Source organism: Paenibacillus campinasensis (assembly GCF_002272015.1).
GTDB classification, from domain to species: Bacteria; Bacillota; Bacilli; order Paenibacillales; family Paenibacillaceae; genus Paenibacillus_AQ; species Paenibacillus_AQ campinasensis.
The window spans coordinates 102,786-122,358 of record NZ_NPBY01000044.1; the positions used below are offsets into that span (position 1 = coordinate 102,786).

General features: G+C 52.6%; 18 protein-coding genes. 6 read left to right on the forward strand and 12 right to left on the reverse strand.

Annotation, left to right across the window (positions count from 1 at the left end):
* Positions 1–18: 18 nt before the first annotated feature.
* Positions 19–1,509 (reverse strand): glycerol kinase GlpK, encoded by a 1,491-nt coding sequence (glpK, locus tag CHH67_RS14160; protein ID WP_095265841.1) that lies wholly within the window; start codon positions 1,507–1,509, stop codon positions 19–21.
* Between the two features lie 93 nt (positions 1,510–1,602).
* Positions 1,603–2,808, reverse strand: coding sequence for an ROK family transcriptional regulator (locus tag CHH67_RS14165; protein WP_244908199.1), 1,206 nt, complete (start codon positions 2,806–2,808; stop codon positions 1,603–1,605).
* 339 nt (positions 2,809–3,147) lie between these two features.
* On the opposite strand from CHH67_RS14165, the gene CHH67_RS14170 reads away from it, so the two are divergent.
* Both CHH67_RS14170 and CHH67_RS14175 read left to right on the forward strand, forming a co-directional pair.
* A complete protein-coding gene (locus tag CHH67_RS14170) occupies positions 3,148–4,170 on the forward strand; it encodes a Gfo/Idh/MocA family protein (RefSeq protein WP_095265843.1) in 1,023 nt (340 codons plus the stop codon).
* A 16-nt stretch (positions 4,171–4,186) separates the two neighbouring features.
* The gene (locus tag CHH67_RS14175) at positions 4,187–5,176 is read left to right on the forward strand and encodes a Gfo/Idh/MocA family protein (RefSeq protein ID WP_095265844.1); all 990 of its coding nucleotides are present in this window, start codon (positions 4,187–4,189) and stop codon (positions 5,174–5,176) included.
* Positions 5,177–5,351: 175 nt separating this feature from the next.
* On the opposite strand, the gene CHH67_RS14180 is transcribed toward CHH67_RS14175, so the two are convergent.
* From CHH67_RS14180 to CHH67_RS14200, 5 genes are all read right to left on the reverse strand, one after another.
* Positions 5,352–6,776, reverse strand: a complete 1,425-nt coding sequence (locus CHH67_RS14180) for an NAD-dependent succinate-semialdehyde dehydrogenase (protein WP_095265845.1) — start codon at positions 6,774–6,776, stop codon at positions 5,352–5,354.
* Between the two features lie 235 nt (positions 6,777–7,011).
* Positions 7,012–7,995 carry a siderophore ABC transporter substrate-binding protein gene (locus CHH67_RS14185; protein WP_095265846.1) on the reverse strand — a complete coding sequence of 328 codons (984 nt, stop codon included), beginning with the start codon at positions 7,993–7,995 and terminating at the stop codon, positions 7,012–7,014.
* Positions 7,996–8,141: 146 nt separating this feature from the next.
* A complete protein-coding gene (locus tag CHH67_RS14190) occupies positions 8,142–8,900 on the reverse strand; it encodes an iron ABC transporter ATP-binding protein (protein ID WP_095265847.1) in 759 nt (252 codons plus the stop codon).
* Complete coding sequence (locus tag CHH67_RS14195) at positions 8,897–9,847, reverse strand: iron chelate uptake ABC transporter family permease subunit (protein WP_095265848.1); 951 nt, start codon at positions 9,845–9,847, stop codon at positions 8,897–8,899. The genes CHH67_RS14190 and CHH67_RS14195 overlap by 4 nt, the downstream gene beginning before the upstream one ends.
* Positions 9,837–10,790, reverse strand: a complete 954-nt coding sequence (locus tag CHH67_RS14200; protein WP_095265849.1) for an ABC transporter permease — start codon at positions 10,788–10,790, stop codon at positions 9,837–9,839. Before CHH67_RS14200 ends, CHH67_RS14195 begins: the two co-directional genes overlap by 11 nt.
* A gap of 424 nt (positions 10,791–11,214) precedes the next feature.
* Between CHH67_RS14200 and CHH67_RS14205 the strand changes: the two genes are divergently transcribed.
* A complete protein-coding gene (locus CHH67_RS14205; protein WP_095265850.1) occupies positions 11,215–11,817 on the forward strand; it encodes a nitroreductase family protein in 603 nt (200 codons plus the stop codon).
* A 163-nt stretch (positions 11,818–11,980) separates the two neighbouring features.
* Here the strand turns inward: CHH67_RS14205 and CHH67_RS14210 are convergent, their stop codons facing one another.
* The gene (locus CHH67_RS14210; protein WP_095265851.1) at positions 11,981–12,076 is read right to left on the reverse strand and encodes a sporulation protein YjcZ; all 96 of its coding nucleotides are present in this window, start codon (positions 12,074–12,076) and stop codon (positions 11,981–11,983) included.
* A gap of 103 nt (positions 12,077–12,179) precedes the next feature.
* The gene (locus CHH67_RS14215) at positions 12,180–12,878 is read right to left on the reverse strand and encodes a nucleotidyltransferase domain-containing protein (protein WP_095265852.1); all 699 of its coding nucleotides are present in this window, start codon (positions 12,876–12,878) and stop codon (positions 12,180–12,182) included.
* A gap of 171 nt (positions 12,879–13,049) precedes the next feature.
* On the opposite strand from CHH67_RS14215, the gene CHH67_RS14220 reads away from it, so the two are divergent.
* On the forward strand, positions 13,050–13,790 hold the full coding sequence (locus CHH67_RS14220) for a class I SAM-dependent methyltransferase (RefSeq protein ID WP_095265853.1): 741 nt from the start codon (positions 13,050–13,052) through the stop codon (positions 13,788–13,790).
* Between the two features lie 191 nt (positions 13,791–13,981).
* Here CHH67_RS14220 and CHH67_RS26780 read toward each other — a convergent pair whose 3' ends face one another.
* The 3 genes from CHH67_RS26780 to CHH67_RS14235 all read right to left on the reverse strand — a co-directional run bounded on the left by CHH67_RS26780 (position 13,982) and on the right by CHH67_RS14235 (position 15,908).
* Entirely contained in the window at positions 13,982–14,164 is a 183-nt protein-coding gene (locus CHH67_RS26780) for a hypothetical protein (RefSeq protein WP_095265854.1), read from the reverse strand.
* A 226-nt stretch (positions 14,165–14,390) separates the two neighbouring features.
* A complete protein-coding gene (locus CHH67_RS14230) occupies positions 14,391–14,759 on the reverse strand; it encodes a sensory rhodopsin transducer (RefSeq protein WP_095265855.1) in 369 nt (122 codons plus the stop codon).
* A 33-nt stretch (positions 14,760–14,792) separates the two neighbouring features.
* Positions 14,793–15,908 (reverse strand): rhamnogalacturonan acetylesterase, encoded by a 1,116-nt coding sequence (locus tag CHH67_RS14235; RefSeq protein WP_095265856.1) that lies wholly within the window; start codon positions 15,906–15,908, stop codon positions 14,793–14,795.
* Positions 15,909–16,188: 280 nt separating this feature from the next.
* Here CHH67_RS14235 and CHH67_RS14240 point away from each other — a divergent pair, with 280 nt between their 5' ends.
* Entirely contained in the window at positions 16,189–17,934 is a 1,746-nt protein-coding gene (locus tag CHH67_RS14240; RefSeq protein WP_095265857.1) for a cache domain-containing sensor histidine kinase, read from the forward strand.
* 3 nt (positions 17,935–17,937) lie between these two features.
* Positions 17,938–19,482, forward strand: a complete 1,545-nt coding sequence (locus tag CHH67_RS14245; protein WP_095265858.1) for a response regulator transcription factor — start codon at positions 17,938–17,940, stop codon at positions 19,480–19,482.
* The last annotated feature ends 91 nt before the right edge of the window (positions 19,483–19,573 follow it).

Below are 19,573 nucleotides of genomic sequence, written 5' to 3' on the forward strand. Positions count from 1 at the left end.
ACAGACATCATCAGCCGATCACTGGAACGCCATCGCTGCATGGACGGCCTTTTTCCACCCGCCATACAGCCGCTCCCTGACCTCATCCTCCATCGCCGGGTCAAAGCGCTGCTCCAGGCTCCACTTGCTGCATATTTCGTCCTGACTCTTCCAGAAGCCGACGGCCAGGCCTCCGAGGTAAGCAGCGCCCAGCGCTGTCGTCTCGATAATGACCGGGCGCTCCACCGGCACATTCAGAATATCGCTTTGAAATTCCATCAGAAATGAGTTCGATACCGCGCCGCCGTCGACCCGCAGCGTTTCAATCTTATAGCCGGTGTCCTCCTCCATGACAGCCAGCACATCCCGCGTCTGATACGCCAGAGACTCCAGCGTTGCGCGCACAAAATGCTCCTTCGTTGTCCCGCGGGTCAGCCCGAACACGGCCCCTCGGACCTCGCTGTTCCAATAAGGGCTGCCGAGGCCGACAAACGCCGGGACTACATACACGCCCTCTGTTGAGTCGACCCTGCGCGCATATTGCTCGCTGTCCTTGGATTCACGGAACATGCGCAGGCCATCACGCAGCCATTGAACGGCTGAGCCCGCTACAAAAACACTGCCTTCCAGCGCATACTCCACCTTGCCGTTAACGCCCCAGGCGATGGTAGTGATCAGTCCGTGCTCCGATTTCACCGGCCGCTCGCCGGTGTGCATCAGCATGAAGCTGCCCGTGCCATAAGTGATCTTGACCATGCCTTCCTTGAAGCAGGTCTGGCCGAACAAAGCCGCCTGCTGATCGCCCGCCGCTCCGGCAATCGGAACCTCGCGTCCAAAGAAATGATACGCCGCCGTCAACGCGTAAATTTCCGACGAAGGCCGCACCTCCGGCAGCATGCAGGCTGGAATGTCCAGCAGCTCCAATAGCTCCTCATCCCATTTCAGCTCGTGAATGTTATACAGCATCGTGCGGGAGGCATTCGAATAATCGGTTACATGCGCTTTGCCACCGGACAGCTTCCAGATAAGCCAGGTGTCGATCGTCCCGAACAACAGCTCTCCGCGCTCTGCCCTTGCACGAACGCCCTCCACATGATCCAGAATCCACCTGATCTTCGTTCCCGAAAAATAGGGATCAATAAGCAGTCCCGTCTTCTCTCTGATCAGACTGTCATAGCCCGCCGAAGCCAGCTGCTCACAAATATCGGCTGTTTGCCGGGATTGCCACACAATGGCATGGTAGACTGGCTCTCCCGTTTCCTTATCCCAGACCACCGTAGTTTCCCGCTGGTTCGTAATTCCGATGCCGGCGATCTGGTCGGTCTTCACACCGGCCTCAGACAAGCAGGTGGCGATCACCGCAAGGATCGACCCCCAAATTTCATTCGCATTCTGCTCAACCCAGCCCGGCTGTGGAAAATATTGCGGAAACTCCTTCTGGGCGGCATGCACCATTTTCCCGTCACGGTCAAACAAAATGGCTCTGGAACTTGTCGTTCCCTGATCGAGCGCCATCATGTACTGCTCCATGTTTCGTCTCCCCTTTGCGGATGCATTTACCCAAAGATTACGATGCGGTGGAAACGTTGTCAAATCGGTCACAAACCGATGTTCGCATTCAGATCAGGATTCCATCAGTGAAAACCCGAACAAATCCTGCAGCAATACCGCTGCCGCGCCGATCAGCTTATCGTCCTCCCCAAGCGAGGTCATCCCGAACACCAGATCCTCCCTCAGGATCGGCATCGCATGCTTGTTGATATATAGGCGCACCTTCTCAAGCAATGCCTCGTTGTCCCTGCCCATTTCGCCGCCAAGGACCAGCGCTTCCGGGTTAAACATATTGATCAAATTCACGATTGCCGCCCCCAGATGGTCCGCGACTTCTTCATTAATATCTAGCGCCAGCCGATCCCCCCTGCGCAGCGCCTCCTTATACACCTCAGGCACGATGCGGGTATAATCGCCTCCCGTCAATTCGTTAATCTGTGTCGTACGCCCGGAGGTCAGTGCGGTCAGGATCCGGGAATAGACCGCCATCCAGCTGATATAGCTGTCCAGACAGCCGACGTTGCCGCATTCGCACCGTACCCCGCCCCGGTTCACGCTGGTGTGGCCAAACTCCCCGGCACCGCCATGCTTGCCGTGCAGCAGCGTTTCGTTAATAAGAATGCCGGAACCGAGACCGTCACCGATAGAAATGTAGATCAGATTCGCATAAGCATACTTGCCAAATTGCCGCTCGGCCAGCACGACGGAGTTCATGTCATTCTCAAGCCACACCTTCATTCCATATCGCGACTCCAGCATACGCTTGAGTGGGACGCGGTTCATGCCGAGCTTCGTATTATAAAGCACAATCCCTTCATCACTTCGCACAATGCCTGGAACCGTAACGGAAATGCCAATGCATGTGCTCTGAACGCCGTCCTCGGTCAGAAAACGATCCAGGTGCTCAACCAAAAACTCGGCCACCGCCTCCCCCTTGACGCCGGATATCGGGTATTCCGCCTTCGCAAGCACCCTGGCTTCCAAATTCATGCGCGCCAGCAGCATCCTGGAATTGGTAATAGCAACAGCGATCAAATGGTGATGATCCGGGTTGAATCGAAGCAGAATGGGCTTCCTCCCCCCGCTGGAGCTTCCCGGTCCTATCTCCGACACGTAGCCTTCCTTGATCAGTTCCTGTACGGCAGAAGCCACCGTGGAGGGACTGATCCCGTTCTGTTTGGCCAACGCAATGCGGGAGATGGGACCCTCTCTGCGAATATGGTTAAGCACCTTTGATCGGTTCAGCTCCTGAATGAGTCTATGATCGCCCTTTCTCATATTGGTCAAGCAAGTCCAACCTTTCTATTCCCTATGATACACAGCATATGTGTTCGGATATTAAAATCGATGCTAACAACACTATACCATGTTTTTCGACTTTTTCCATAACTCGAAATAAGAAGTTTAACAGAAACCTGTCTGTTAAGATCATATCGTTCAATCGAACCGTCCTCTCTATCGTTTCACTTGAAATATAGGCTCAAGAATTATATAATTTTCGCAAATGAGCGATATTGACTCGTTTTATCATGTTGTGATGATCGTTACTTTTTTCGAACATTGGAATAACTATGTGTCTAGGGGTCCCATTAGGCAGTAAAAAGGAGTGGTTCAACCATGTTACACGTACTGGTGATCGGTGCTGGCACAATGGGCAGTGTCCATGCCGAAGCTTACAAGAACATGCCCGGCGTTAAACTCGTTGGTATCGCTGATCTCCAAGCGGATAAAGCAGCGCTGCTCGCCGCACATTGCGAATGCAGAGCCTTCACGAGTTATGATCAGGCCCTTGGACAGCTTGGCAGCGAGCACATCGATGTCATTGACATCTGCTTGCCAACCCCGCTTCACAAGAGCTATGTCCTCCGAGCCGCCGATGATGGCAAGGATGTCATCTGTGAAAAGCCGCTCGCAGGCAGCCTGGCCGATGCCCGTCTGATGATCGACTACTGCAAGCAAAAAGGAGTGCGCCTTTTCGTCGGCCAGGTGCTGCGCTTCTTCCCGGAGTATCAAAACGCCAAGGCGCTTTTGGACAGAGGAGCGATCGGCAGTCCTGCTGTCATTCGCGCCGCGCGCGGCGGCAGCTATCCGGTCGGCTGGAACGACTGGTACAGCGATACGTCAGCCAGCGGGGGCGTCATTGTGGATGCGTTGATCCATGATTTTGATTATTTGCGTTGGTGCTTTGGCGAGGTGGAGCGCGTATTTGCCAAAAGTCTACACGGCCGTGTTCAAGCACAGCTCGATTACGCGCTGGTTACGCTCCGCTTCCAGAGCGGCGTTATCGCCCATATCGAAGGAACCTGGGCGCATGAAGGATTCTTCATGCAATTGGAAATGGCGGGAACGAGCGGAGTGATCGACTATGACAGCTCCAAGGATACACCGCTGATCATGCGGGATCGGGGGCAAAGACCCGGATCGCGCGCGGGGGTTCCTGTTCCGGAAAGTCCGCTTGAGCCTAGCCCGTATGCCCGGGAGCTTGCGCATTTTGTGTCGTGTATTCAGGACGGAAGCGAGCCGCTTGTTACAGCGGAGGATGCCTGGGAAGCCCTTCGTATCTCACTTGCCGCGCTGGAGTCGGCCCGCACCGGTCGTCCGGTTACGCTGAACGACGCCGCCCGGTCGACATCAGGTTAATAAGGAGGATATTGTAATGAAAATCGGAATCATCAGCTTCGCCCATATGCATGCTGCCGGCTATGCCTCCGCCCTGATGCAGATCGAGGGCGTCGAACTCGTCGGTATTGCCGATCCGGTTGCGGAGCGCGGCCAGAAGTACGCCGCACAGTTTGGAACATCGTATTTTCAAAGCTATGAAGATTTGTTAGCACAAGGCTTGGACGGTGTCGTCGTTACTTCTGAGAACGCTTATCATAAAGAGCATGTGCTTGCTGCCGCGAAAGCGGGTGTTCACGTGCTGTGCGAAAAGCCGCTCTCGACCAATGTCAAGGATGCTCAGGCGATGATTGAGGCTTGCCGCGCGCATGGCGTGCTGCTTCAGACCGCCTTTCCGGTTCGATTCAACTCATCGGTTCGGCGCGCCAAACAGCTGGTGGACGAAGGCAAGCTGGGACGCATCTTGGCCATGAAAGGCACGAACCGCGGGCGGAATCCGGGCGGATGGTTTGTCGAACCTTCCCTTTCCGGGGGCGGTGCCGTTATCGACCATACGGTGCATGTCGCGGACATTATGCGCTGGATGACCGGCGCCGAGGTGAAGGAAGTGTATGCCGAGGTCGATCATTTGATTGCCGAGACCCCGATTGACGATTGTGGCATGCTGAGTTTGGAGTTTGACAACGGCGTGTTCGCCACCCTGGATTGCAGCTGGTCCCGCAACAAAACGTATCCCGTCTGGGGCGATGTTACCCTGGAGATTATCGGGTCTGCCGGCACGTTGACGCTCAACGCGATCAATCAGAAGCTGAACGTGTACCGGGATGAGCAGGGTTACTCCCATCACTTCTGGGGCGATGATATGGATTTGGCGCTGGTGCGTGATTTTGTCTCTTCGATTGCATCCGGGGCGTCCGAAGCCTCTGTCACCGGAGAGGATGGCCTGCAAGCACTGGCTGTCGCCGTCGCCGCCTATCGCTCGGATGAGCGCAAAGATACCGTTTCGATGACGGACGTGCTGGCCTAACTTTCACTCTGAATCGATCCAGCCCACAGCCGGATTCACCAGAGGGCAGTGTATAACCGTGCGTAACAGATGGTTTCAGCAGGGATTCAATCACCAAAAAAGCGCCGTTTTCGGGCGCTTTTTTGGGTTGAGTCCTATCGAAGGCTGCTTGTTCCCACTCGCTGCTACAGCAGCACTACAGCCCGATTGAAATATATTTCGTTTCCAAATATTCCTCGATGCCGTACCGGCCGCCCTCGCGTCCAAGACCGCTTTCCTTGAACCCGCCAAAAGGGGCCTGCGCCGTCGAAGGCAGCGCGTCATTAACGCCCACGATCCCGTAATCCAGCGACTCAGCCAACCGGACTGCCTCGCACAAATGCTCGGTATACACATAGGCGGCCAGCCCATACGGGCTGTTATTGGCCCGCTCCACTGCCTCCTCGATCTTCCGGAAGCTGGAGATCGGTGCCAGCGGCCCGAAGGTTTCCTCGACCATGCATAGCATGTCATCAGTTGCATTCATGATCACTGTCGGTTCCATATAATGTCCCTGCAGTTCGCCCAGCACACGGCCCCCTGCCAGAATGACGCCTCCTTTGTCTACGGCATCCCGGATGTGGGCCGCTACCTTCTCCACCGCATCCCGATTGATCAGGGGACCGATATCAACGCCCTCTTCCAAACCGCTGCCAACCTTCAGCGCGCGGACCAATTCCGCGACTTTGCCGGCGAATGCTTCGGCAATCTCCTCCTGCACATATACCCGGTTGGCACACACGCAGGTTTGGCCCGCATTGCGGAATTTCGAAGCGATCAGTCCGGCAGCAGCCTTATCCAGGTCTGCTTTGGCCGTTACGATGAACGGCGCGTGTCCACCAAGCTCCAGTGATATTTTCTTGATATTGGCCGCCGCTCCCTCCATCAGCATTCTGCCCACTTCGGTTGAACCGGTAAATGACAGCTTTCTCACTCGGGAATCCTGCTGCCACACATCCACAATGTCCGCCGACGGCCCGGTTACGATATTGATGACACCTGCTGGAAAACCGGCCGCCTCCGCCAGCTCCACCAGCTTCAAAGCGGTGAACGGCGTCTCACCCGACGGCTTGATCACCACCGTACAGCCTGCAGCCAGCGCCGGGGCTACTTTGCGCGTAATCATCGACGCGGGAAAGTTCCATGGCGTAATGGCCGCAACAACCCCGACCGGCTGTTTGGTCACAATAATGCGCTTCCCGGAGGACGAGGCCGGAATCGTATCGCCATATACCCGTTTACCTTCCTCAGCATACCAGGATACAAAACTGTTCGCATACGCAATCTCCCCGGCTGCCTCCTTCAGAGGCTTGCCCTGCTCCAAAGTCATGATCCGGGCCAATGCCTCCGTATGCTCTTCAATCAGATCATGCCAGCGCCATAGCAGCTTGCCGCGCTCATCTGCCGTTGTGCCCGACCAGGAAGCCAGCGCCCTGGCAGCGGCGTCAACCGCCTGCTGTGCCTCCTTGCGGCCGGCCTTGGCTGACGTGCCAAGCACCTCACCGGTCGCCGGATTATAGACATCCGTCCCCTCAGGGGTCCCGATCCACTCTCCATCTATATAAATGTCATTCCGAAACATTGCAAATCCCTCCCATTAAAAATAAGGCTGCCTTCCATCTCTATATTATCACTTAACCTTCTGCCCAATTGCAAAACGGACAACGCTCTATCCTAACCAGTCAGGCAGTCAGGCTGGACTCAGACATCGCGCACCGCCTTAATCCTCATCTCTGATCATAAAAGAACCTCACCTCCCACGTCTGCGTGGAAGATGAGGTCCTTGGGGTAGTAGGTGATGAAAGGACAAGCTTGGATTATTCGATAGCCGCTTCTACTTCTTTCACCATTTCCGATACGGACAGCAAGCCGCCGCCGGAGAGGTACCAATAGTTAGGGTTCAAATAAACGATATGGCCTTCTTTATAAGCATTGGTTGTTTGGACAAGCTCGTTCTCTACCGTTTGCTGTGCGCTCGACTCGCCGCTTCCTGTTGTCACAACGGCACCGCGGTCAACAACAAACAAGTAGTCCGGATTTTGCTCTACAATGTACTCATTGGAAATGTCCTTGCCGTGCGTGCTTACTTCAATGCTGCTGTCAACGGCTTCAAAGCCGAATACATCGTGCAGAATACCGAAGCGGGAACCCGGGCCGTAAGCGCTGATTTTGCCTTCGTTCGCCAGAATGATCAATGCATTTTTGCCGGAAGCTGTCGCTTTTTCATTCAGAGCCTTAATGCTCTCCTCAATGTCGGCAAGCTTTTGCTCAACCTCGACATCTTTATCGAAGATTTGCCCCAGCGTATGCATGTTTTCTTTAAAAGAATCCATGTAACGACTTGTATCTACACCCAGATAAATGGTTGGGCCGATTTTTTGCAGCTCGTCATAAGCTTCCTGCTGTCTTCCGGAAATGATAATCAAATCCGGTTTGATGCTGTTGATTTTCTCGAAATCCGGCTCCTTCAGGCTGCCGACATTCTCGTACTTGGCATCCTCGAATTTGGACAGATACGGAGGAATGTTCGCCTGCGGCACACCGGCTACTTCAACGCCGAGCTCATCCAGGGAATCCAGAATCCCGAAATCAAACACAACGACCTTGGCCGGATTCTTTGTCACTTTGGTTTCACCAAGCTGATGTGTAATCGTCAATTCCTCAGCTACAGGAGCTTCGGGCTCGCCACCGCCGGCACCATTCGCTCCGCCTGCAGCGCTGGAAGCTCCTTGATCCTGACCGCATGCTGCGATTACGATAGTAAATACGGTTAGGGTTAATAGAATCAGCCATTTTTTCATATGTAACACTCCTCTAAATATTATATAATTTCTTCAATTTCTTACTATATATGGATTCCTAAGACGGCAGTAAGCCTGCCCTGATAAGCCAAGGCCACAAGGGCCTTGTGCTACAGATCGTAAAGGCTGAGCCTACTCATGAAACATCAGGCATAATACACGCATACACGGTTGTCATTGATTTCCTCAATCTTGATATCCATATCGTAGATGTCCCGCAGCACCTGACTTTGAATAATCGAGTCTGTCTTACCCTCGTTCTCAATCCGTCCATCCTTCAACGCCACGATGTAATCGGAGTAAAAGGAAGCAAAGTTAATGTCATGGATGACAATCACAATGGTTTTGTTCAGATCCGCAACAAGCTTTCGAAGGATCTTCATAATCTGGACCGAATGTTTCATATCCAGGTTATTCAGAGGCTCATCGAGCAGGATGTAATCGGTATCCTGGGCAATCGTCATCGCGATATACGCGCGCTGCAGCTGCCCGCCGCTCAGCTGGTGAAGATACCGGTGCTGCATTTCCTCCAGCCCCATATAGCCGATCGCTTCATCCACGAACTTCTCATCCTCTGCATTCAGCCTGCCTTGGGAATACGGAAAACGCCCGAAGGATACAAGCTCTCTCACAGTCAGCCGCAGACTGATGTGATTGGACTGCTTGAGGATGGAAATTTTCTTTGCCAGATCACCGCTCTTCCACTGGCTTACCTCTTTGCCATCAACCAGAATTTGTCCGGTGTCCTTGCCAGTCAATCTGCTGATCATGGACAGCAAGGTGCTTTTTCCGGCCCCGTTGGGACCGATGAACGAGGTAATTTGCCCTGTCGGGATCGTAATCGACACATTATCAACGACTTTTTTGCCGCCATAGACCTTCGATACATTCGTTACCTGGATCATGCTTTACTCTCCTTTAATAGCAGATAGATGAAATAAACACCGCCGATGAAATTGATGATGACACTTAGCGTCGTGGAGAAAGTGAATACCCGTTCTACCACGAGCTGCCCTCCGACAAGCGCGATCACGCTAATCAGAATGGAAGCGGTAATGAGATAGGAATGCCGGTAGGTCTTCATCCATTCATAGGCCACATTAACGACCAGAAGGCCCAGGAATGTAATCGGCCCTACCAGGGCGGTCGCTGCGGAGATCAATATTGCAACGACAATCAGCAGCCGCTTCACCGCATAATCATACGGAACCCCGAGATTGATCGCCTGCTCTCTTCCGAGTGAAATCACATTCAGATATTTGGCAAACCTTGCAAAGTACAGAAGTGCTGCAGCCATTACGATGCCGGCGATGAGCAGCAGCTCGGTCTTCACATTGTTGAAGCTGGCAAACATCTTGTCAGATACGAACTGGAACTCATTCGGATCGATGAGCACCTCCATGAAAGATGTCATACTGGAGAACAGCGTCCCGAAGATCATGCCGATCAAGAGCAGGAAGAATATCGATCTGCTGCCTTCCCTGCGGAACAACATTTTGTACAGTATCCCTGAGAAAATCACCATGAGACAGACATTTATCAGAAAGTTCGCATTCGCCCCCATCTGGTACAGGGTAAAGGAGCCAAATACGAAAATGACTGTGGTCTGAATGAGCATATACAGTGAATCCAGCCCCATAACGCTTGGCGTCAATATCCGATTGTTCGTTACGGTCTGGAACACCATCGTTGACAGCGCAATGGCTCCGCCGGTCATTACGATGGCCAGCACCTTCTTGACTCTTCGCGGAAACGCATAATCCCAGCTTCCATTAAGATCAATGAGCAGGAACAAAGCGATCAGAACGGTGGACACCGCAGCCAGGAGAATGATTTTGCCTTTAAGATTCATGTGCCCTTCTCCTCATCAGCAAATAGATAAATATACCGCTTCCGAGCACGCCTACAGTCAGACTGATCGGAATTTCATAAGGATAGATAATAATCCGTCCCAGAATGTCGCAAAACAGCACAAACCCTGCTCCCAGCAGCGCGGTGTGCGAGAGGCTCTTCTTCAGGTGATCCCCCTGATACAGGCTGACGATATTCGGAATAATGAGCCCGAGAAACGGAATCATCCCTACCGTCAGGACGACGGATGCCGTTACCATCGCCACGATCACAAGGCCGGTGTTCACAACACTTCGGTAATGGAGGCCCAGGTTCGTTGCAAACTCTTCCCCCATTCCGGCGACCGTGAACTTGTTGGCAAACAGATAAGCCAGAACGACAAGCGGTATGCTGATGTACATCAGCTCGTAGTTTCCTCTGAGAATCATGGAGAAGTCTCCTTGAAGCCAAGCGGACATGTTCTGAATCAGATCATATTTATAAGCGAAGAATGTCGCAATCGAACTGACGATGTTGCCAAACATCAATCCGACCAGCGGGATAAAGACCGCGTCCTTGAACTTGATCCGATCCAGTATCTTCATAAATATGAACGTACCGGCAAGAGCGAATACGAAGGCAACGAGCATTTTGACAAGCGGACCCGAAGTCGAGAAGACGAGCATTGCAACCAGAATTCCCAGTCTGGCCGAATCCATCGTTCCGGCTGTCGTTGGCGATACGAATTTGTTGCGGCTGAGCTGCTGCATAATCAAACCGCAGATGCTCATGCTTACACCGGCTAATAGCAGACTCACCAGCCTCGGTATTCGGCTCGCGACCATAATATGCTGCTGCTGCTCCGTCATACGGAACAGGTCAAGAGGGGTGATGTCCTTGACCCCGATGAACAAAGAGATCATGGACAGCACGATAACGATGGCGATCAAATATCGAATCTTCATGGCACTTTCCTTTTAATGCAGTGTATCAGCAGCACAAGCGATTTTGTATGCCGACCCAATTGATAGTGATTCTCATTTTCGCTATGTTTAGCATTATAGCATTCACTTAATTTGCCATCAAGTCTAAATGAGAATAAAAATCAATTAAAATTTGATTTTTGTCATTTTCGTGGATTTGGTTCACAAGACGTCTGAATGTTTAATTTTCTTCTTGACAGCGATGACGAATTTGTAATATTATCCTTACATAAATATTATTCCTTACCATTTGTAAGTAAGTAGGGAATAATGATTAACGAGGGATTTTTCCATTGGAATTCCCTCGTGCATATTCGCCTGATTACAGGGAAATCTTAAATCAGGTTTGTATCTGAGAAGCTTGGCCATTTTTGGTACAAAAACAACGATAGCAGGAGGTTTACCCATGTCCAAAGATTTTTCTACAGCCATTAAAGAGCGCCGTTCTTACTATGCCATCACGAAAGAATCTGTCATCTCTGACGAACGGATCCAAGAAATCGTGAATGAAGCCGTGAAATACACGCCGTCTTCCTTCAACTCCCAAAGCGCACGTGTCGTTGTCCTGCTTGGTGAACAGCATGATAAACTGTGGAATATTACAGAAGGAATTCTGAAAGAAGTGGTTGGCGATGGAGATGCTTTCAAATCCACTGCCGAGAAGATGGCTTCCTTCCGTGCAGGTTACGGTACGGTATTGTTCTTTGAAGACAATGATGTCGTTGCAGACCTGCAGAAAAACTTTGCACTGTATGCGGACAATTTTCCGGTATGGTCCAATCAATCCAACGGCATGCTGCAGTTAGTCGTTTGGACAGCCCTCGAGGCAGAAGGTCTTGGCGCTTCGCTCCAGCATTACAATCCACTGATCGACGACAAGGTCAAAGCCGAGTGGAGCATCCCGGACAGCTGGAAGCTGATCGCCCAGATGCCGTTTGGCAAACCGGCAGCCGAGCCTGGAGACAAAGAATTCGCTCCTATTGAAGATCGCGTAAAAGTATACAAATAAGGAATTCTGGAGTTGGTCATCAGCACGCGAGTGCCGTCAGGCCAGCTCTTTTATTAACAAAACTCTGCTTCCCCTCATCCATGAAATGATAAAGACCCGGCCTCACGGCCGGGTCTTTATCTCGTGTATCGCGCATTGCTAGGATGCCTTGCCCATGGTGGGATTAAACCCAAGCAACTGTGATGATAACAAGCAGGATGAAGAGGACCAGAACCACACCTGTAGAAGTTCCCCAGAAACCACCGTATGCTCCGCTCATGGCAATCCCTCCCGAAAAAATAAGGTTGCGTGATGTAATCACAATATTAATCTATTAGTGATGCAGCCACGCGGGAACGGCGATTGTCCTTCTTGTCCTCGGCCTATTCTTCGTATCCGACAAGAAGAAACCCGCCATAGGCATTCAGCGTATCGGCGCACAGATCCATCAGCTGAGCGGGCTCATCCTGATGATAGATCGCCTCCATCGCTTGCTCCAGCCGCTGCGAGAAGTCAGGATCGAAAGCGCTCAGCAGGCGAAACAGCGTCTTGCCTTCTCCTGTCCACTGATTATGAACGCGCAGGACAAACTCACTTAGCAGCGTTGTAATCTTTTGCACGGTGAACCATAGCTCCGCTCCCGGCCGCACACTTCTCAGATCGGCAATGTACTCTGTGAGCATGTAACGGTATGCGTCAATATCCGATGAAACCAGGGGGAACGGTCCGTAGCGAAGATCGCTCTGCGCCTCATGCAGAACCTCGTCGCCATCCGGTGTGCGGCGAATGACTTTGCCTTCGGCAATAATCCGCTGCAGGGTCGGGTTCCCCGCCATAATGCCCTGGTCAAAATAAGTACGATATACGTCTATAGGCAGCAGAAACAGCTCTACTACCCAGCCGCAAGCTTCTATGGTTCTCCGCTGGAGCTCTTCCCCGTCACGCTTGACAACGGCAATATCCAAATCGGAAAATTCGTTGAACTCGCCGCGTCCTGCGCTCCCGCCCAGCACAGCAAGCAAACAGTCCGGATACGAATCCTCAATAATTCGCTCCGCAGCCAGCATCGGCTCCATCCTCATCGTTACCTTCCCCCAATGCCTATTCCGGACACCGGAACAGCCCAGTTTCCCTTCCCGATAAAAAGGGCTCAAAATATTAAATTCAGCTTAAACGAAAGACGTACCTCCATCATATGGTAAATAAAACGAATGTGTTGGTGCTGATTATAGGGAGAAGGGATGCTTACAAACATGAACTACATTAATATGCTGTCAAAACTCGGTATGGGCAGCGCCCACCCCGGCGGATTTGAAGCGACGCTGCGGCTGCTGAAGAACTATCCGATTGAGCCGGGCAGCCGGATTCTTGAGGTTGGCTGCGGAACCGGACGAACCGCCTGCTATTTGTCCGAGCAGGGACATCATGTGACAGCCATTGACCTGAATGAGCACATGCTGAACAAAGCGCGGACCCGTGCCACAACGATGCAGGTTGAGGTCGAGTTTCTGCAAGCGGATGTCTGTGCCCTTCCGTTTCCGAATGCGCAGTTTGACATCATTATTGCAGAATCCGTGACCGTCTTCACCGATACAAGCCGTTCTCTTCCGGAATATAGCCGGGTTCTGGCTCCCGGCGGCAAGCTGTACGACCGCGAGCTCATTCTGGACAAAAACATGCCGGAGGCAAAGCTCTCGGAACTGCAAAACTTCTTCGGCATTCCGCGGCTGATGAAGCGGGAGGAATGGAAACAGGCCTTTCTTGAGAGCGGCTTTGGAAGCCAGGACATCCTTGAATATCATTACTTTACCGAGCAGCTGAAAGAGGATCAGACCCGCCACCTGGACGCACTGGAGCTGCGCGACGAAGGCGCTTTGCTTGACCTGTCACTGTGGGAAACCGTGTTTCAGCATGACCGGATGATTCTCGACAACAGCGATTACTTGGCATCCGCACTGTTCCTCGCTCAAAAAGCTGAACATGCAAGCTCATAGCCTCGACCACAGCTTCAATCCATATAACAAGGGCCCCCGTCGCCTTCGCACGAGTGGCCCTTGTCTTCGTCAATGTTTGATTTCATCATGATCTGTCCAGCCGTTCCGGAGCGGCTAAACCGGCTGTTTTCTTGCTACAAACGTAATCCACTGGCTTTGGAACAACACCTCGCGACCGGCCGTCTCCACCCTTAAACCGCATCTACTCTCGATTGCGGTGCCCCATCACAACGTTTGCATACCTTGACAGCCGTACCGTCAGTTTTCGTGCGGGGATAGAGAAGCTTCGTGCGAGTGCTGCCGCAGATTGGACAAGTGCCGCGTGCTCGGCTTGGCAGATGCCATAGTGATTTTCCTCTTTTTTGTTTGGCCATCGATCATTCCCCCATTCATCGCTTTCAGAACTGTACTATGACAGTGCTTAAATATATGAATGGGCTGATTAAATGATGACGTCCGATTCGGCTGCGAGAGTGCTCCCCGACATGCCATCATCAATAATCTCTAGTTTAGCATGCTCTTCCAGTGTTTGACGAACATTAGCGGTAGCAAGCTTAACTGTAACAACTCCTCCTGAAAGTGACTCCCCATACTCGCTCCCTACTCCCTCACCGGAAAAGCCATAACACTCATCAGCGCGTTCTCCGCCTGCGTGGAATCGAGCCGGCTGTACTGCACATATACAGGCACAGAGCTCCGCACCTCCATCGCATAGGGGACACCGGGAGGAATCCGTTCGCTGCCCGCAATTAATGAGCTCGTTCGAATATGGCGTGTTCTTCGCGCAGGCACGATGGCCTGCATATTCATCAGCGGCTCGCGGTCTTCGAAATAAGCATGAATCGTCACCTCCGCGTCCTGATCCGAGGTGTTCAGCACACAGACCGATTCATGGCTGACCAGTTCCCCGCAGCTTGACGGCGGAATGTATCCGTCCGGAATGATCCATAGCGTTTCAGCTTTCGACATCTAACATCGCTCCCTGCTCGATTGGATTCCCACTTACTTCAGATACATATGCAGCTGCTCAAGCTGCTGTTGCTTCAAACCCTGTGCAACCAATTCGGCCAGCCGGATCGCGCCCCATTCCTGAAAATGGGTATCATCACGTACCCCGTCTGGAAAACGAATAAATTCCCCCGGCGCCCCCCACATAAAAATTGATTTGGTCCCTTCCGGTCCCAGCCTGGCAAACAGCTCCGCACTCATGGCTGCCAGGTCAACCAGCGGCACCTGCTCCTCTTCCGCCAGCTGCCGCACAGCGGCGATATAATCGCCATGCGTATCAATCAGCGTACCCTCGCTGTCAAAATGCCGGCGATGCACAGGTGTAATGAGGACAGTCGTCGCCTTCCTCTCCCGACAAGCGTCGATGTAAACCTTCAAATGCTCCTTATACGTGGTGAACGGATCGGTATGCCGGGCCTCATCCAGCTTCTGATCGTTATGGCCGAACTGGATCAGCACATAATCATTCGGCTTCAGCCGTTTCACAATCCGGTCCAGCACCCCCTCTGTAATAAAACTGCGGGAACTGCGGCCGGACAGAGCGAAGTTGCGCACGACAAGATCAGGCTTGATATACAGGGGGAGCATCTGCCCCCACCCTGCGTATGGATACATCTCGGCTGGCTGATTCGTCACCGTCGAATCCCCCGCGATATAGATCGAGCTGGACGGAACGGACCTCACCTCCAGCGCAGCGATGCGCGGAGCCCGGCCGGAGAAGGTCAGAATGATGGTGCCATCCACAGCCTGCACAGCGAAGCTGTAACGCTCGAAATGCCCCGCCGGCGTATGCAGCCGGTGCAGCAGCAGCTGCCCTTCCTCGCCTCTTACACTTGTCTCCGTCTCGAATCTCGCATCACCAATCAGCAGATCAATTCTGTAATTGCCGTCAGGCACATCGATCCGAAACGATGCATTCACCGGTATCAGCGAGGTACAGCGCAGTCCGGTCTCCTCATCTCGCGAAATATTCGTTACGCTCCCCGCGTTCGTGAAGCCATAACCTGCCGCCTCCTCATACCTGGTGTCTGCACTTACCGGAATATAGCCTTCCGCAGCTGCTTTCACCGCTCCAAAATCAAATTGCCACACCTGCACTACAGGCTCCATGCGTATCCCTCCATAACGTCTAAGATCATTATGCCTGACCCCTCCTGTCCCATGTATAGCCTAAACCGATCACCTTGTTCAAAAAACCGACGAGATGATGTCAAGCACGGTCATGAGCGGCCAAACTTCCTTTCGCGGCACCTGGCGTCTCATCAATAACAGAAAATCCGTTCATACCGCGCTATATTGACAGCGTTTTCAAGTGAGTACATAATGTGTAAACAACATCGCATTCACCTTGCCGTCGTCTCATATTCCACTGCCACAAGGAGAGGTTGCCGTGCATCGATGGATCGCTCTCTACAAAAATATGAAAATCAAAAACAAGCTGTCGCTGCTCATCACCTTCATTGTTGTCATGGCGTTTACGTTTGCGGTCATCGTCCAGCAATATGCTTTCTCCATCTATGATGAACAGCTCTACCTCAAATCATCGCAGGTGCTCCACCTGTCTTCCTCCGCCATCGAGGCGGAGCTTGAACGCATCGAGCAAGTATCCTTCACCATCATGACCGATACCCAAATCCAGAGTCTGCTGCGCTCGATTTCCGGCAGTGAATCGGATTATGACAGGCTCATCCACAGCCAGCGGCTCGTGGACCTCCTGCTCAATTACGCCGGTTCCGAGCCGATGCTTCATTCCGTCCAGCTGATCGACAAGCAGGGTCACACGCATGATGCCGGCAATGTCATTCCGATCGATACCGCCAAAAAGCAGCATATCGTGCAGCTCGCCGGTGATGCTCAGGGCGCCCAGGCCTGGATCTACCCGGATGACCAGGATGCCGCCCTGGTGCTGGCCAGAGAGATTCGCTCCTACTCCGGCACCCTGTTCGATCTGAATTATCTTGGAACGCTTATTATCCGCATCAATATCGATAAAATTGTTAAAAAATCAGCCTCCGAAGACGGCGATCTGATTATGATTTCGGGCTCGGACGTTATTTTTCCTGCCGTTCCGCCACTTAACCCGGACGAAATTTTGCATTCGATAACATCCGATAACGGGTACTTCACGCAAGAGCTTGAAGGACAAGCCTTTTTTGTCGCTCACAGCCGATCCGGCAATACAGGCTGGACCTATATCAGCCTCACCCCGTTTAACAAAACGTTCAGCCAGGTCATCTTCATCAAGGAGCTGGTGATCATCGTATTTATCGTCATTTTTGCGGTGGCCATCCTGCTTGGCATCCGGTTCAGCCGCGGCCTTACCCGCCCGATTGAATATTTGATCGCACGGATGAAGCTCGCGGAGAAAGGCAATTTCGCACAGGCCGGTGTTCTTCCGCCCGATGCCGCTCCGGTCGGCATGGATGAGCTCGGACTGCTGCATCGCACGTTCCGCCTTATGATTGAGCGCATCAACGGGCTGATTACGGAAAACTACGCCAACCGGCTGCTGATCAAAGAGACGGAATTCAAGGCGCTGCAGGCCCAGATCAACCCGCATTTTCTGTATAACACGCTGGAGTCGATCAACTGGATTGCCAAAATGAATAAACAAACCCAAATCTCCGATATGGTCCAGGCGCTCGCCTTCCTTCTGCGTCATTCCGTCAGCCTGAAACAGCCGATGATCACGCTCGGGGAGGAGCTTGAAATCGTGAAGCATTATATCATTATTCAGAAATTCCGCTTCGAGGAGCGGCTTGAATTTTCAATGAATGTGGACACGCGATACGACCGTCGCACAATTCCGAAGCTCACGATCCAGCCGCTGCTGGAAAACGCCATACATTATGCCCTTGAGCCTGCCATGACCCCATGCCATATCTCGATCCACGCAGACGAGGACGAAGGGGCATTTCGCATCATCGTGGAGGATACCGGTCCCGGCATCCCTGCAAATATGCTGGAGCAGCTTCGCACAGGCGAAGCTGCAGCAACCGGCAACGGCATCGGATTGCTGAACATTGATGAGCGCATCAAGCTGGCCTATGGCGAGGACTATGGACTGCAGATCGATCCAGTGTCCGGGCGGGGCGCCCGCATCATCATTATACTCCCTAAGGAAACGGAGGAATGACGATTGTACAAAGTGCTTCTGGTCGATGATGAACGCATCATTCTGGATGGAATCTCCCGCATGGTGGACTGGGCGGCTTACCAAACCGTACTGATCGGCACCGCTCAGAACGGACTGGCGGCATACGACATCATCGTCAGCGAATCCCCGGATATCGTCATTTGCGATATTCGGATGCCGGGGCTGGACGGGCTGGAGCTCGTAGCCAAGGCGCATGCTACCCACCCCCACATTCAATTTGTCCTGCTGTCGGGATTCGGTGAATTTGAATATGCCAACCGGGCCATGCAGTATGGCGTCAAGCATTATCTGCTGAAGCCGACCGACGAGTCCAAGATCGGAGAAGCGCTGCAGGGAGTCATTGGAGAGCTGTCCCAGCGCAGGCGGACAGAATCTTTCATCCTCGATATGAAACGAAGGCTCCATAAAGTGCTCCCGCATGTAAAAGAACAGGTCCTCAAAGAGTTCGTGACCAACAAAACCTACGGACGCCATGATCTGGAGGAATACCGCGGCCTGTTCCAATACGATTTCGACCATCCTGTCAGACTGCTTCTGTTCCAGCCGGAGGGGGAAGCCGACTTCGAGCATCAGTTCGCCGTCAAGAACATTGCCGAGGATCTTCTCGACAGACCGCTGCTCAGCACAACCATCGGGCAGCATATCCTTGTTCTGACCGAAGATGCGGCGGAAGAGCCCCTGCATGACCGCATCCAGGATATCCGCTGCACCTTCCGTCAATATTACAAGCTGGACCTGACGATCGCGATCAGTGATCCGGGCCCTATCACTAGAGCGAGGAAGCTGTACCGCGACACCCTCCAGTGTCTGAACTACCGCTTCTATCTGGACGAGAGCGGCATCATTACGGCGAGGGACACGCTCGATACCGATCGCTCTGCCAGCTCGTTCAGTTTGGATGAGGAACGCTTGTGCATGCCCGTCCGATCCGGCCATCTGCAGGAGGCGCAGCAAGCGCTGGCCGATTTCATCCAGGAGCTCAAGGAAGCCCAGCTTGGCATTGAGCTGACCAAGTCCTATGCCATCCAGCAATACGTAGCGCTCATTCGGCTTGCCGACCCTGCTGAGATGAGCCAGAAGTATAAACGGATTTCCGAGCTCGCCGAAGGGAACACGCTTCAGGCCATTCAAGCGGTCCTCGATGACACCGTCAAGGAGATTGCCGGACGCAACTATGACAGGAATTCGTTCAAATATAATGCCATCGTCCGCAAGGTGCTCGATATTATCGAGGACCAGCTCGGCAACTCGGATCTGTCGCTAAATGTTGTGGCCCGCGAAATGCTATATATGAATCCCGACTATCTCGGCAAGCTGTTCAAGAAGGAAACCGGTGAGAAATTTTCCAACTATGTGATGAAACGCCGCATGGAGCAGGCCACGGTGCTGATGAAAGAGAACCCGGACATTAAAATATTTGAAATGGCAGAGCGGCTCGGCTTTGGCGACAATCCCCAGTACTTCAGCCAGGTGTTCAAGAAACAGATCGGCTGCACCCCTTCCGAATATATGAAAAAAGAGGTTTGAAATAAGGAGGAAATCTCTGCTTTTTAAACAAACAGCACGGTTTTTTTCCTTACCCTTTCCTCTTCGGCATTTAATAATTGGTAATGTAAGC

Coding starts and splice junctions, on each gene's coding strand:
- CHH67_RS14220 (WP_095265853.1), top strand. CDS start 13,050: ATGAACTACATTAATATGCTGTCAAAACTCGGTATGGGCAGCGCCCAC.
- CHH67_RS14200 (WP_095265849.1), bottom strand. CDS start 10,790: ATGAAGATTCGATATTTGATCGCCATCGTTATCGTGCTGTCCATGATC.
- CHH67_RS14165 (WP_244908199.1), bottom strand. CDS start 2,808: ATGAGAAAGGGCGATCATAGACTCATTCAGGAGCTGAACCGATCAAAG.
- CHH67_RS14180 (WP_095265845.1), bottom strand. CDS start 6,776: ATGTTTCGGAATGACATTTATATAGATGGAGAGTGGATCGGGACCCCT.
- CHH67_RS14175 (WP_095265844.1), top strand. CDS start 4,187: ATGAAAATCGGAATCATCAGCTTCGCCCATATGCATGCTGCCGGCTAT.
- CHH67_RS14230 (WP_095265855.1), bottom strand. CDS start 14,759: ATGTCGAAAGCTGAAACGCTATGGATCATTCCGGACGGATACATTCCG.
- CHH67_RS14210 (WP_095265851.1), bottom strand. CDS start 12,076: ATGAGCGGAGCATACGGTGGTTTCTGGGGAACTTCTACAGGTGTGGTT.
- glpK (WP_095265841.1), bottom strand. CDS start 1,509: ATGGAGCAGTACATGATGGCGCTCGATCAGGGAACGACAAGTTCCAGA.
- CHH67_RS14235 (WP_095265856.1), bottom strand. CDS start 15,908: ATGGAGCCTGTAGTGCAGGTGTGGCAATTTGATTTTGGAGCGGTGAAA.
- CHH67_RS26780 (WP_095265854.1), bottom strand. CDS start 14,164: ATGGCCAAACAAAAAAGAGGAAAATCACTATGGCATCTGCCAAGCCGA.
- CHH67_RS14190 (WP_095265847.1), bottom strand. CDS start 8,900: ATGATCCAGGTAACGAATGTATCGAAGGTCTATGGCGGCAAAAAAGTC.
- CHH67_RS14170 (WP_095265843.1), top strand. CDS start 3,148: ATGTTACACGTACTGGTGATCGGTGCTGGCACAATGGGCAGTGTCCAT.
- CHH67_RS14205 (WP_095265850.1), top strand. CDS start 11,215: ATGTCCAAAGATTTTTCTACAGCCATTAAAGAGCGCCGTTCTTACTAT.
- CHH67_RS14185 (WP_095265846.1), bottom strand. CDS start 7,995: ATGAAAAAATGGCTGATTCTATTAACCCTAACCGTATTTACTATCGTA.
- CHH67_RS14215 (WP_095265852.1), bottom strand. CDS start 12,878: ATGAGGATGGAGCCGATGCTGGCTGCGGAGCGAATTATTGAGGATTCG.
- CHH67_RS14195 (WP_095265848.1), bottom strand. CDS start 9,847: ATGAATCTTAAAGGCAAAATCATTCTCCTGGCTGCGGTGTCCACCGTT.